Genomic DNA, 12,384 nt, shown 5'->3' on the forward strand with positions numbered 1-12,384 from the left:
GCCGCAAAAAACAAGCGGGCCGCCCATCGCTGGGCGACCCGCTTGGCGGGACAAGACGACCCTCAGCCGCTGACGCTCAAGCGCACACTCAGACGCGCTGCTGGCGCACCGCCTGCTCGTAGCGCTCGCGTGCCGCGTTCACCTCGCTGCGCTCCGACACCTGCGGAATGCCCACCTGCCACCAGCTGCCACCTTCCGGCGTGCACTGCGGGCCGTCCACCTGCAGGCTGATCAGGTAGCTCTTGGTCGACGCGCGCGCGCGCTTCATCGCCTCGGCAAACTCGGCAACGCTGCACACCGTTTCCGCCGCCGCGCCCAGCGAGCGGGCGTTCATTTCGAAATCGATGGTCGGCGCACCGTCCGGCCCGGTCAGGCAGTGCTCGTACATATTGTTGAACTGCGCGCCGCCGCAGGCCTGCTGCAGGCGGTTGATGCAGGCGTAGCCGGCGTTGTCCAGCAGCACCACGATGATCTTGTGACCCAGCATCACCGAGGTGGCCAGCTCGTTGTTCAGCATCATGTAGCTGCCGTCGCCCACCATCACGATCACCTCGCGCTCCGGCTGCGCCATCTTGGCACCGAGGCCGCCGGCCACTTCGTAGCCCATGCAGGAGTAGCCGTATTCCATGTGGTAGCCGCCGGGACGGCTGGTACGCCACAGCTTGTGCAGCTCGGCCGGCAAGGTGCCCGCCGCGCACACCACGATGTCGTTGGCGGTGGAATCGGCCGACGAGGCCTGCACCGCGCCGATGGCTTCGGCGTAGGTCGGCAGCGCCGCGCGCGGGCTGACCACGATCTCCGCCACCTGGCGGCGCCAGGCGTCGCACAGCCGCCGCGCCTGCGTGTCCCACGCCGCCTCGCTGTGCCAGTCGCCAAGCGCGGCACTCAGTGCCGTCAGACCGGCCGTGGCGTCGGCCTGGATGCTGCAGCCGCCCCACTTGATGGCGTCGAAGGTATTGACGTTGATCGACAGCAGTTTGGCCTGCGCGTACAGCGTGTGCGAGCCGGTGGTGAAATCCTGCAGCCGGGTGCCCACCGCCAGCACCACGTCGGCGTCCTGCGCCAGCGCGTTGGCCGCCGGCGAGCCGGTGACGCCGATGGAGCCGGCCAGCAGCGGGTGATCCCACGCCAGCGCACCCTTGCCGCCGTGGGTCTCGCCCACCGGAATGCCGTGCTTGTCGGCAAACCGGCGCAGCGCGGCCACGCCGCCCTGGCTGTACAGTACGCCGCCGCCGGTGACGATCAGCGGCCGCTTAGCGTTTTTCAGGATCTCGGCCAGCTCCGCCACTTCGGCGGCCTCGGCCGGCGGCTGGCGGAAGCGGATGGTGCGTTCGTTAAAGAACGATTCCGGCCAGTCATGCGCCAGCGCCTGCACGTCCTGCGGCAGCGCCAGCGTCACCGGGCCGCACAGCGCCGGATCGGTCAGGTAGGCGATGGCGCGCGGCAGCGCGGTGAGCAGCTGTTCCGGCACCACGATGCGATCGAAATAGCGCGATACCGGGCGCAGGGTGTCGGCGGCGGAAACACCGCCGTCGTGGAAGTCTTCTACCTGCTGCAGCACCGGGTCCGGCGCGCGGGTGATGAAGATGTCGCCCGGCAGCAGCAGCATCGGCAGACGGTTGACGTGCGCGGTGGCCGCGGCGGTGACCAGGTTGTTGCAGCCGGGGCCGATGGAGGTGGTCACCGCCATCATGCGACGGCGGAAGTGCGCCTTGGCATAGGCGGCGGCAGCCAGCGCCATGCCTTGTTCGTTGTGGGCGCGGAAAGTCGGCAGCGCGTCGCGCATCGCGTACAGCGCCTCGCCGAGACCCGCCACGTTACCGTGGCCGAAAATCGCCCATACGCCACCAAAAAGCTGCTCGCGCGTGCCGTCCTCGGCCTCCACATACTGCGCAGCCAGAAAGCGCACCAGCGCCTGGGCCACCGTCAAGCGTACTGTCTTCACCTTTGTCTCCTTGTCCATGCGGCCTGCCGTGGGCCGTTACGCCGCCGTCAGCGTGCGGCTACCTGCTCACGATATAGGAACGGCGTCATTTTGCAAAATATTTTCTTAAATTTAAATCAATAGAAATTAATTTCGCAACGTCGCTTGCGCCTGTGTCAGCCATCAGCCCAGATACGGCTGCTGCCCCATGTTCTCCGGCAGATACAGCCGGAACTCGCCCGCCGCCGACGCCGCAGCATCCGCCGGCGCCATCTCCAGTGCCGCCAGCACATGCTGCAGCGCGCGGATCGCCTGCGTGTCCGGGTCCTGGTCGATCACCACGTCCAGCAGCCCCTGCTGCATGTACAGCCGGTGATCGTCGGAAATCTCGTGCGTCACCCAGCACACCTTGTCCAGCGCAAAGCGGCGCAGCGCCGCCTCGATGCCGGGCGAACCGGCCCCGGTATTGTAGATGCCGGCGATCACGTCGCCGCGCTGGAAGGCCTGACTCACCGCCCAGTAGCACTTGTCCGGGTCGTCGTGGGTTTCGCTGCTGCGCGCATCGCACTCCAGCTCCGGAAACTGCGCCGCCAGCACCTCGCGGCAACCGCGGCTGCGCTCGATGTGGCCACGGTAGTCGCGGCGGCTACTCAGCAGCAGGATGCGGCCAACCTTGCGGCACAGCCGTCCCAGCAGATAGCCGGCGGTGCGGCCGGCGGCGTAGTTGTCGATGCCGACGTAAGCCGCGCCCGGCACCTCGTCCACCCGCGTCACCACCATGGCAATATGTTCGCCGCGCCCGCGCGCCTGCTGCAATGCGGCTCGCACCGCCGGCGTATCCGGCGCCGCCACGATCAGCGCCTGGCGCTGGTGGCGGCGCTGGGTGATGGCGCGCAGCAACGCCGCCTCGTCCTGGTCCGGCGTCCACAGCCGGTGCACCACCAGCCGCTTGTCCAGCATCGCCACCCCGCGCTGCAGCGCCAGATTGAGGCGCTGGAAGAACGGCGAGCGGTTGTCCGGCAGCACGATGTCGATGTGGATCAGCCCGTGCCGCGTTTCCGGCAACAGCCGCGGCACCCCCAGCTGCCGCGCGGCGGCCACCACCTGCGCCCGCGCCCGCGCCGACACGCTGCCGCGTTCGTTCAGCACCCGGTCCACGGTGGCGACGCTGACGCCAGCCAACGCGGCGATTTCGACAAAACGCGCGCTTTTCTTGCGACGGAGAGGTGTATCCATGCGTGCTTCCCTGGTGATGGAGGTGGCGTGATGCAACGTTGGCCGCATGCCCTCCGGCACGGGCGACCAACACTTTTTCCATGTTACGGACAAACCGGCTCCGGATGCGCCTGCGGCTTATCCGGGCCAGCGCCCATTTTGATGATTTATCGTCAACAACAGTGCTGCCATTTCTGTTGACGGCCTCTAGATTTAGCCAACACCAGCCCCAGACACAGGGTGCGGCCAACACTAAAAACCGGAGGAGATCATCATGAAAATTGCACTCGACCCCTACATGCACCGCCACCTCAGCCTGCCCGAGCTGGTGAAGAAAACCGCCGAGCTGGGCTACGACCAGATCGAGCTGTCACCGCGCGCCGACTTCCTCGACTGGTGGGTGATGCCGCGCGCCCACAAGCAGCGCATCGCCGAGTTCAAGCGCGCGCTGCGCGAGCATGGCGTCGGCCTTGCCACCCTGCAGCCGATGTACCGCTGGGCCAGCCCGTTCGAGGACGAGCGGCAGTGGGCAATGAAGTGCTGGAAGAAAGCCATCGAAGTGTCGGTGGAAATGGGCTGCCAGCTGATGATCTCCGAATTCGGCCGTGGCGCCTCGCCGGAGCGCTCCGTCGGCCAGGGTGCCGGCGCCAATACCCGCGAGATGTGCGAGGCGGCCTGGTGGCGCTCGATGGAAGAGCTGCTGCCGATCTTCGAACGCGAGGGCATCACCCTGTCGGTGGAGCCGCACCCGGAAGACTGGGTGGAAACCCTGGCTCCGGCGCTGGACATCGTGCGCGTGCTCGGCTCGGACAAGGTCAAGCTGTCCTACATCGCACCGCACACCTTCTACTACGGCGACGACATGGCCGCCATGCTGCGCGACGCCGCGCCGCTGCTGGCGCACGTGCGCGTGGCCGACACCTTCAACCACAAGGCCAGCTCGCAGCTGCGCTACATCGTCAACCCGCCCGGCTCCAGCCACATCCGCGTGCACCAGCACCTGGACATCGGCCAGGGCGAGATCGACTGGGACGTGTTCTTCGCCACCCTGGCCGACACCGGCTTCGACGGCGTGCTGTCGTCCTGCGTGTTCGCGTGGGAAGAACGCGCCGACGAGTCCTCGCGCTTCATGCGCGGCGAGATCCAGCGCTACCTGAACAAGTACGCCCGTTAACCCGGCGCCACGAATTCGCCTCCCCGTGCCGCCACGGGGTCGGCCCCGCTTTACCCAGAACAAACAACCGGAGACACCGAACATGAGCCGCATCGACTTTGCCATCAACCGCATCAGCGCACCGCGCCTGTCGTTCCAGGACTACCTGGCCATGTGCCAGCGCCTGGGCGTAGCCACTATCGAGATCCGCAACGACCTGAACGGCGTGGAAATCAGCGACGGCACCGACCCGGCCGCCATCCGCGACGCCGCGCAGGCCGCCAACATCCGCATCCGCTCCATCAACGCGCTGTACCCGTTCGACGTGTTCGATGCCGACCTGCAGGCCCGTGCAGTGAAGCTGGCGGCCTACGCCCGCGACTGCGGCGCCGAGGCGCTGGTGATGTGCCCGCTGAACAGCTGGGAAGACAAGCGCAGCGCCAGCGAGCGCTACAGCGATCTGGTCGGCGCGCTGAAGCAGCTGCGACCTATCCTCGACGACCACGGCATTACCGGCCTGGTGGAGCCGCTGGGCTTCGAGGAATGCTCGCTGCGCCGCAAGTCCGACGCGGTGAAGGCGATTTTCGATGCCGCCGGCGAACGCCACTACCAGCTGGTGCACGACACCTTCCACCACCACCTGTCCGGCGAGGACATCTTCTACCCGGAGCTGACCGGTCTGGTGCACATCTCCGGCGTGGAATCGACCGAGCTGGCCGACAACCAGATGCGTGACGGCCACCGCGTGCTGGTCGGCGATGCCGACCGCCTGGGCAACCTGCGCCAGCTGGCCATCCTGCTGCAGCGCGGCTACGACGGCGTAGTGTCGTTCGAGCCGTTTGCCGCCGAGATCATGGAAGCCAGCGACAGCGAAGCGCTGCTGCGCAGCAGCATGGACTACATCCGCCACTCGCTGACCTGAGCCGCAACACCACAAGGTTGGCCGCAAGCCATGCGGCCAACCTTGACCCGACAGCAACAACAGCAGCAACCACATAGAGAGAACAGATCATGACACTGCAAATCGGCGTCATCGGCACCGGTGCCATCGGCCAGGACCACATCCGCAGAATCACCCAGGCGCTGTCCGGCGCCCGCGTGGTGGCGGTCAACGACATCAATCCACAACAGGCGCGCGACACCGTGGCGCGCTACCAGCTGGACGCCATCGTGCACACCGATGCCCACGCGCTGGTGGCCGACCCGGCGGTACAGGCGCTGCTGGTCACCTCCTGGGGCCCGACGCACGAGGAATTCGTGCTGGCCGCCATTGCCAAGGGCAAGCCGGTGTTCTGCGAGAAGCCGCTGGCGGTGACCGCCGAAGGCGGCCGCCGCATCGTGGACGCCGAAATCGCCCACGGCAAGCGCCTGGTGCAGGTCGGCTTCATGCGTCCGTACGACGCCGGCTACCGCGCGCTGAAAGACGTGATTACCAGCGGCAAGATCGGCGCGCCGCTGATGCTGCACTGCGCGCACCGCAACCCGAGCGTGGGCGACAGCTACACCACGCCGATGGCGATCACCGACACCCTGATCCACGAGCTGGACGTGCTGCGCTGGCTGCTGGACGACGACTACGTGTCCGCCCAGGTGGTGTTCCCGCGCAAGAGCAGCCACGCCAGCTCGCACCTGGCCGACCCGCAGATCGTGCTGCTGGAAACCACCCGCGGCGTGCGCATCGACGTGGAAATCTTCGTCAACTGCCAGTACGGCTACGACATCCAGTGCTCGGTGGTCGGTGAAAGCGGCGTGGCCAACCTGCCGGAGCCGGCCAGCGTGCTGCTGCGCAGCGAAGCGCGGCTGGGCACCACCATCCTCACCGACTGGAAACAGCGCTTCATCGACGCCTACGACGTGGAGCTGCAGGGCTTCATCAACGGCATCCGCGACGGCGCGCTGACCGGCCCGTCGGCCTGGGACGGCTACGCCGCCGCCGTGGCCGCCGATGCCTGCGTGAAGGCGCAGGAAACGCATCAGGTCGAGGCCATCAGCATGGGTGAACGTCCGGTGTTCTACCCGCGCTAAGCATCAGTTCACGATCTGCGGTGCGTCGGCGATACGGCGTTGAAAGTGTCTTCGAAATGCTCATTGACTTCATGTCAATTCCGCTTCCTCAGCCGCTTTCGCCTTGTCTCGCCTTAGCTCGCAAGATCGTGAGCCAGCCAAGGTATTAACAGCCGCCGGCTGCCGCACGATCCCTGTCAGGGTGACGGCAGCCGGCGCGCTGTTGCGTGACAGGTACAATAAACAGCTGGTCAAAATTTTCTATTAAATTAGTATTTGAGAAATTAATTTCTAAATATATACTGCGCTGACAACACAGGCCCGCCCGTCAGGGTGTCAGCGCAGAATGGTCTGCGCATGGCCAGAGCCGCTAATAAAGCACCTGAGTCAAGGCGCGCCGCCGCAGACAGTACAACTAAGTACGGCAAGGCGGCGCAACGCAGGATCAGGGGTTTTATTAGCGGCTCGACAACCCCGGAGACCACCATGATCGACGTAGCTTTGTTCGGCGCTGGCCGTATCGGCAAGATTCACGCGGCCAACCTGTTTGCGCACCAAGGCGTGCGCCTGAAATACGTGGTGGACACCCACGCGCCGTCCGCCGCCGCGCTGGCCGAACAATACGGCGCCAGCGTCACCGACACCGACACCGCGCTGAACGACAGCAACGTCGGCGCCGTCATCATCGCCAGCAGCACCGACACCCATGCCGAACTGATCCTGCGCGCCGCCGCCGCCGGCAAGGCCATCTTCTGCGAAAAACCGGTCGATCTGGACCTCGCCCGTGCCCGCGACTGCGCCGCCGCGGTGGCTGAGGCCAAGGTGCCGTGCCTGATCGGCTTCCAGCGCCGCTACGACCCGACCTTTGCCTCAGTCAAGGCACGCATCGACGCCGGCGAAATCGGCAGCCCGGAAATGCTGATCGTCACCAGCCGCGACCCGGGCGCCCCGCCGGTGGACTACATCAAGCGCTCCGGCGGCATCTTCAAGGACATGCTGATCCACGACTTCGACATCTGCCGCTGGATCCTGGCCGACGAAGTGGTGAGCGTGCACGCCAGCGCCAGCGTGCTGACCGACCCGGCCATTGCCGACGCCGGCGACGCCGACTGCACCGCAGTGACCCTGCGCACCAGGAGCGGCCGCCTGTGCCAGATCAACACCACCCGCCGCGCCGCCTACGGCTACGACCAGCGCTTCGAGGTGCAGGGCAGCCTCGGCATGCTGCAGGCCGGCAACCACCGCCCGACCGAAGTCACCGCCTTTGGCAGCAAGCAGGTGGCCACCGACCTGCCGGAACACTTCTTCCTGGAACGCTACCAGGCCGCCTACGCCGGCGAGATGGCGCACTTCTTCCGCGTCATTACCCAGGGCGAGACGCCGCGCACCACGGTAGAGGACGGCGTGAAGGCGCTGGAACTGGCCGACGCCGCCACCCGCTCGTGGCAGGAAGGCCGCGTCATCGCCCTGTAAATCATTGCCATACCTGCTTGCAAGCTCAGCCAAACCCGGAGCTGTCGCGTGACAGCGGCCTGCATCGCCGCTCATGGACGATAGGAACGGCAGCGCCGCGCTTGGCGCAAGCAGGGCTGGCGCCCCATGCATAAGGACAGACCCGTGACTACAGTACGTATCGCCATCGTCGGCCTCGGCCGTCTTGGCCGCCGCCATGCGGCCAACCTGCAACAAACCCACGGCGCGCAGCTCGTTGCCGCCTGCAGCCCGGTCGCCGAGGAGCGCGACTGGGCCGCCACCGCCCTGCCCGGCGTGACTCTGTATGCCGACTACGCCGAGGTGCTGGCCAATGCGGACGTCGACGCCGTGTTCCTGGTCACCCCCACCTCGCTGCACGCCGCGCAGATCATCGCCGCGCTGAAGGCCGGCAAGCACGTGTTCTGCGAAAAGCCGCTGGCACTGAACGTGGAAGACTGCCTGGCGGTGGAAGAGGAAGCCGCGCGTCACCCGCAGCTGAAGGTGATGATCGGCTTCGTGCGCCGCTTCGACGCCAGCTACCGCGACGCCGCCGCCAAACTGGCCGCCGGCAGCGTCGGCCGCCCCTACCTGCTGCGCTCGCAGACCTGCGACCGCAACGACGAGAGCGGCTTCTTCGTGCGCTTCTCCGCCAGCAGCGGCGGCATCTTCATGGATTGCAGCATCCACGACATCGACCTCGCGCGCTGGCTGCTGGGCAACCCCAAGCCCAAACGGGTGTGGGCCACCGGCACCAATGCGCTGCATCCGGCGCTGGCCGAGCATCAGGACGTGGACAACGGCGTGGCGATGTGCGAGTTCGAGGGCGGCCAGCTGGCCTGCTTCTACGCCTCGCGCACCCAGGCGCACGGCCACGAGACGCTGACCGAGATCTTCGCCAGCGAAGGCCGTCTGAGCGTGGGTGCCAACCCGCGCGCCAACCGGGTGGAGATCAGCGACGCGCACGGCGTGCGCAACGAGTGCGTGCAGGACTTCTACCAGCGCTTTGCCGACGCCTTCGTCACCGAGGCGCAGGTATTCGTCGACACCATCCGCGACAACCGCCCGTCGCCGGTGACGCTGGCCGACGCGCGCGAGGCCACCCGCATCGGCCTCGCCATCACCCTGGCGTTCCGCAGCGGCGAGGCGGTCAGCCTGTAAGCACGCCAGCACGCAAGACGCCCGCCGGCATTGATCCCGGCGGGCGTTTTCTGTTTGCTGCGGCAGCGCCTGGCGCCGTTCATGCAGGCCGCGACGCCAGACGGTGCCGCCAGACGGCGACGCGGCAAGCACCACGCCGCCGCAGCGGCCTCAGTCCGGCTGCCACACGATCTGCAGTGGCGCCTGCCGCGTAATCAGCGCCAGATGGCTGTCCAGCACCGCCATCACCTGTTGCACCTGTGCCAGGCTTTCCCCGCTGCTGCGCAGGCGCAGCCCGGCCGCGTCGCTTTCCAGCACGCAGTTGCCGTAAGGGAAACAGACCTGCCCGCGCTGCGCGTCGAATTCCACCGGCACCTTGCGGGCAAAGTGCTTGCACAGTTTGAACAGATAGGTGCCGGCGTGCGGCGTGGCCACCAATGCGTGGTAGTGAATCATGACGGTAATGCCTCCAGGTGGGTTTCAGGTAGCAGCTGGTCGACGATCAGCTGCGCTCTCCCTTGCGAGCAGGGTTCGATACGGGCGGAGATGCCATACACCCGCCGCAGCAGTGCCGCGTCCAGCACCGCGTCCGGCGCGCCATCCGCCTGCAGGCGGCCGCCGGCCAGTACCAGCACCCGGTCGCAGGCGCGCAGCGCGAGGTTGAGGTCGTGCAGCGCGATCACGCCGATCGCGCTGCGCTGGCGCACGTCCTCCCCGACGGCGCCCAGCACCGCCAGCTGCCAGCGCAGGTCCAGCGCGCTGGTCGGCTCGTCCAGCAGCAACAGCCGTGGCTGGCGCGCCAGCACCTGCGCCAGTGCCACCATCTGGCGCTGGCCGCCGGACAGGGTGTCCAGCCGCTGCATGGCCAGCGTCAGCAGCCCCAGCCGGCGGAGCACGGCATCGATGCGCGTTTCCGCCTCGCGCCGGCCGACGCCGTTGGCCAGCAGCCCGCCCAGCAACAATTCGTAAGGCGACAGCCCCACGCTCTGCGGCAGGCTTTGCGGCAGCAGCGCCACCTGCCGGCTGCGCTGGCGCAGCGGCAGTGCGGACAGCGGCACCTCGTCCAGCAGCAGCTGCCCGCTGGATGGCAGCAGGCCGGCCAGCGCATGGATCAGGGTGGACTTGCCGGCGCCGTTGGGGCCGACCAGCGCGGTGAGGCTGCCGGCGGCCAGCGGCGTGGCCAGGCTGACATCCTCGACGATGCAGCGTCGCTGGCGCTGCACGCTGAGTGCGGTGATCTGCAGGCTCATGCGGCGGCCCTCCGTCCCAGAATCAGCAGCATGAAGGCCGGCACCCCGACCAGCGCGGTGACGATGCCGATGGGCACGATCAGCCCCGGGATCAGCGACTTGCTGGCAATGGAGGCCAGCGACAGCATCAGCGCGCCGCACAGCGTACTGGCCGGCAGGAAGTAGCGATGCTGCTCGCCCACCAGCAAGCGGGCGATGTGCGGCCCGACCAGGCCGACAAAGCCGATGGTGCCGACAAAGCACAGCGCCACCGCGGTCAGCAGGCTGACTTCCACCAGGCAGGCACGGCGCACGCGCGCCACGTCCACGCCCAGGCTTTCCGCCTGCGCCTCGCCGCTGCGTAGCAGGGTCAGCGCCCAGGCGCGGCGCATCGCCAGGCCAAAGCACAGCAGCAGGGTGACCGCCACCAGCAGCACGTTGGGCCAGCTTGCCCGCCCCAGGCTGCCCATGCTCCAGAACACGATCTGCTCCAGCGCATTGCTGTCGGCCAGAAAGTGCATCAGCGACACCAGCGCCTCCAGCGCGAACATCAGCGCGATACCGAACAGCACCAGCGAGTGGCTGCCGCCGCCGTGCCAGCGCAGCAGCAACAGGATCAGCCCGGTGGACAGCAGCGCCATCAAAAAGGCGCACAGCGGGGTCAGCAGCTCGACCGGCAGCCACGGCAGCACCGGCACGAACACGATGGCCATCGCGGCACCCAGCGTGGCGGCCGCCGCCAGCCCCAGTGTGAACGGGCTGGCCAGCGGGTTGTTGAGCACCGTCTGCATCTGTGCGCCGGCAAGGCCCAGCGCGGCGCCGACCACCAGCGCCATGCAGGTGTACGGCAGGCGCACATCGAACAGGATCACCCGGTCGGCAATCTCCAGCGATTCCGGGGCCAGCAGCCCCTGCACGATGTCGCGCAGCGGTAAGCCGGACGGGCCGGTGCCAATGTCCCACAGCAGGCTCAGGCACAGCGCGGCCCCCAGCAGCAGCAATACCGCGGCGCGGCGCAGGTTGGCACGGTGGTAGCGTTGCGCCAGCGACAGCGGCGCATCCAGGGCAAGGGCAAGTGTCGTGCTCATAGCTGCGTCCAGTAGGTGCCGTTGAGCGCGACCGGCTGGAAGCGCTGGTAGAAACGCCGGAGGGTATCTTCCGGCTGCAGGTCGGCCATTTCCTGCGGGTACAGCCATTTCGCCATCGCCTGCAGGCCGATGATGTTCTGAGCGGAGTAGTTGTAGTGGTGCCAGATGGCGAAAGCGCGCTTGCCGGCCACCGCCTTCAGCTGCGGGAAGCCGGGGCGACCCAGCACCTTGCGCAGGCTGGCGCGGGCGGTGGCGGCATCAATGCCGCTACCCAGCGCGATGGTGGGCACACCCCGCGCCACGCTGGCCGGATTGCCGATGGCGGTGCCGATATAGACCTCCGGCTGCGCCTTGAGCAGGAATTCCAGGTTGGCGGTGCCGTGCATGCCCGGCACCAGCTTGCCGGCGATATTGTGTCCGCCGGCGGCGTCCAGCAGCCGGCCGATCATGCCGTGGGTCATGGTTTCGCAGCATTCGCGGCTCAGCCCGACGCGGCTTTCGAGGAACACCGTCGGCTGGCGGCGCGTCAGTTTCAGGCGCTGGCGTACCTTGTCCATCTCGGCCTGGTAAAAGGCGATGAACTCGGCCGCCTCCTGCTGGCGGCCCAGCGCCTGGCCCAGCACCTCGACACTGCGCACCGTGTGCAGCAGCGGGTCGCGGGTAAAGTCGACATAGAGCACGGTAATGCCGGCCGCCTGCAGCCGCTTCAGCGTGACATGGTCGTTGACGTCGGGGCCGTGGCCGCTGAGGCTGAAAATCGCCAGGTCAGGCTTCAGCGCGATGGCCTGTTCCGCGCTGAAGGTGGCGGCGCTGGTCTTGCCCAGGCGCACCACCTTGTCCAGCGCCGGGAAGCGCTGGCGGTACTGTGCGTAGCCGGCCGGGTCCAGCTGCTCGAAATCGCCGAGCATGCCGACCACCCGCTGCGGCAGTTGCTGTTTCTCCAGAATGGCGAGGGTGGTCAGCATGCGCCCCTCGCCGAGGATGATGCGGCCAACCTTGGCCGGCAGCGTCACCTGGCGGCCAGCCAGATCGGTGACGCTGGCCGCCAGCGTCAGCGTGGACAGCGTCAGCCCCAGCGCGAGGGCCATCCCTTTCAGATAATTCATTGCAGCTCCAATAGCCTGGCCCCGGCATGGGCCGGGGCGTGGGGTTGGTGGAAGG

11 protein-coding genes are annotated in these 12,384 nt (G+C 67.4%); 5 read left to right on the plus strand and 6 right to left on the minus strand.

Going from position 1 to position 12,384, the window contains the following annotated elements; genetic code table 11:
• Window positions 1-88: 88 nt before the first annotated feature.
• Together iolD and C8E02_RS10575 are read right to left on the minus strand one after the other, a co-directional pair.
• Window positions 89-1,945: a 3D-(3,5/4)-trihydroxycyclohexane-1,2-dione acylhydrolase (decyclizing) gene (gene iolD / locus C8E02_RS10570; RefSeq protein WP_245961126.1), complete on the minus strand. Its 1,857-nt coding sequence runs from the start codon at window positions 1,943-1,945 to the stop codon at window positions 89-91.
• Between the two features lie 162 nt (window positions 1,946-2,107).
• Entirely contained in the window at window positions 2,108-3,160 is a 1,053-nt protein-coding gene (locus C8E02_RS10575; RefSeq protein WP_170152141.1) for a LacI family DNA-binding transcriptional regulator, read from the minus strand.
• A 253-nt stretch (window positions 3,161-3,413) separates the two neighbouring features.
• On the opposite strand from C8E02_RS10575, the gene C8E02_RS10580 reads away from it, so the two are divergent.
• The 5 genes from C8E02_RS10580 (at window position 3,414) to C8E02_RS10600 (ending at window position 8,927) form a co-directional block, all read left to right on the plus strand.
• Window positions 3,414-4,313, plus strand: a complete 900-nt coding sequence (locus C8E02_RS10580) for a sugar phosphate isomerase/epimerase family protein (RefSeq protein ID WP_120810751.1) — start codon at window positions 3,414-3,416, stop codon at window positions 4,311-4,313.
• 82 nt (window positions 4,314-4,395) lie between these two features.
• On the plus strand, window positions 4,396-5,214 hold the full coding sequence (locus C8E02_RS10585; RefSeq protein WP_120810752.1) for a TIM barrel protein: 819 nt from the start codon (window positions 4,396-4,398) through the stop codon (window positions 5,212-5,214).
• An 89-nt stretch (window positions 5,215-5,303) separates the two neighbouring features.
• A complete protein-coding gene (gene iolG, locus C8E02_RS10590; RefSeq protein ID WP_120810753.1) occupies window positions 5,304-6,317 on the plus strand; it encodes a bifunctional inositol 2-dehydrogenase/D-chiro-inositol 1-dehydrogenase in 1,014 nt (337 codons plus the stop codon).
• A gap of 465 nt (window positions 6,318-6,782) precedes the next feature.
• On the plus strand, window positions 6,783-7,769 hold the full coding sequence (gene iolG, locus C8E02_RS10595; RefSeq protein ID WP_120810754.1) for an inositol 2-dehydrogenase: 987 nt from the start codon (window positions 6,783-6,785) through the stop codon (window positions 7,767-7,769).
• A gap of 144 nt (window positions 7,770-7,913) precedes the next feature.
• Complete coding sequence (locus C8E02_RS10600; RefSeq protein WP_211329219.1) at window positions 7,914-8,927, plus strand: Gfo/Idh/MocA family oxidoreductase; 1,014 nt, start codon at window positions 7,914-7,916, stop codon at window positions 8,925-8,927.
• Window positions 8,928-9,077: 150 nt separating this feature from the next.
• Here C8E02_RS10600 and C8E02_RS10605 read toward each other — a convergent pair whose 3' ends face one another.
• From C8E02_RS10605 to C8E02_RS10620, 4 genes are read right to left on the minus strand one after another with little or no spacing between them, the layout of a single operon-like run.
• The gene (locus C8E02_RS10605) at window positions 9,078-9,362 is read right to left on the minus strand and encodes a DUF2218 domain-containing protein (RefSeq protein WP_120810756.1); all 285 of its coding nucleotides are present in this window, start codon (window positions 9,360-9,362) and stop codon (window positions 9,078-9,080) included.
• The gene (locus tag C8E02_RS10610) at window positions 9,359-10,156 is read right to left on the minus strand and encodes an ABC transporter ATP-binding protein (protein ID WP_120810757.1); all 798 of its coding nucleotides are present in this window, start codon (window positions 10,154-10,156) and stop codon (window positions 9,359-9,361) included. Before C8E02_RS10610 ends, C8E02_RS10605 begins: the two co-directional genes overlap by 4 nt.
• On the minus strand, window positions 10,153-11,223 hold the full coding sequence (locus C8E02_RS10615) for a FecCD family ABC transporter permease (protein ID WP_120810758.1): 1,071 nt from the start codon (window positions 11,221-11,223) through the stop codon (window positions 10,153-10,155). Before C8E02_RS10615 ends, C8E02_RS10610 begins: the two co-directional genes overlap by 4 nt.
• Complete coding sequence (locus C8E02_RS10620) at window positions 11,220-12,329, minus strand: ABC transporter substrate-binding protein (protein WP_211329220.1); 1,110 nt, start codon at window positions 12,327-12,329, stop codon at window positions 11,220-11,222. The genes C8E02_RS10615 and C8E02_RS10620 overlap by 4 nt, the downstream gene beginning before the upstream one ends.
• Window positions 12,330-12,384: the final 55 nt, after the last annotated feature.

Source organism: Vogesella indigofera (assembly GCF_003633895.1).
In the GTDB taxonomy this organism is placed as follows: Bacteria; Pseudomonadota; Gammaproteobacteria; order Burkholderiales; family Chromobacteriaceae; genus Vogesella; species Vogesella indigofera.

Bases quoted from the DNA above. Each gene is read 5' to 3' on its own strand.
- C8E02_RS10605 (WP_120810756.1), bottom strand. From the start codon at position 9,362: ATGATTCACTACCACGCATTGGTGGCCACGCCGCACGCCGGCACCTAT.
- C8E02_RS10585 (WP_120810752.1), top strand. From the start codon at position 4,396: ATGAGCCGCATCGACTTTGCCATCAACCGCATCAGCGCACCGCGCCTG.
- C8E02_RS10580 (WP_120810751.1), top strand. From the start codon at position 3,414: ATGAAAATTGCACTCGACCCCTACATGCACCGCCACCTCAGCCTGCCC.
- C8E02_RS10620 (WP_211329220.1), bottom strand. From the start codon at position 12,329: ATGAATTATCTGAAAGGGATGGCCCTCGCGCTGGGGCTGACGCTGTCC.
- iolG (WP_120810753.1), top strand. From the start codon at position 5,304: ATGACACTGCAAATCGGCGTCATCGGCACCGGTGCCATCGGCCAGGAC.
- C8E02_RS10575 (WP_170152141.1), bottom strand. From the start codon at position 3,160: ATGGATACACCTCTCCGTCGCAAGAAAAGCGCGCGTTTTGTCGAAATC.
- C8E02_RS10610 (WP_120810757.1), bottom strand. From the start codon at position 10,156: ATGAGCCTGCAGATCACCGCACTCAGCGTGCAGCGCCAGCGACGCTGC.
- iolG (WP_120810754.1), top strand. From the start codon at position 6,783: ATGATCGACGTAGCTTTGTTCGGCGCTGGCCGTATCGGCAAGATTCAC.
- C8E02_RS10615 (WP_120810758.1), bottom strand. From the start codon at position 11,223: ATGAGCACGACACTTGCCCTTGCCCTGGATGCGCCGCTGTCGCTGGCG.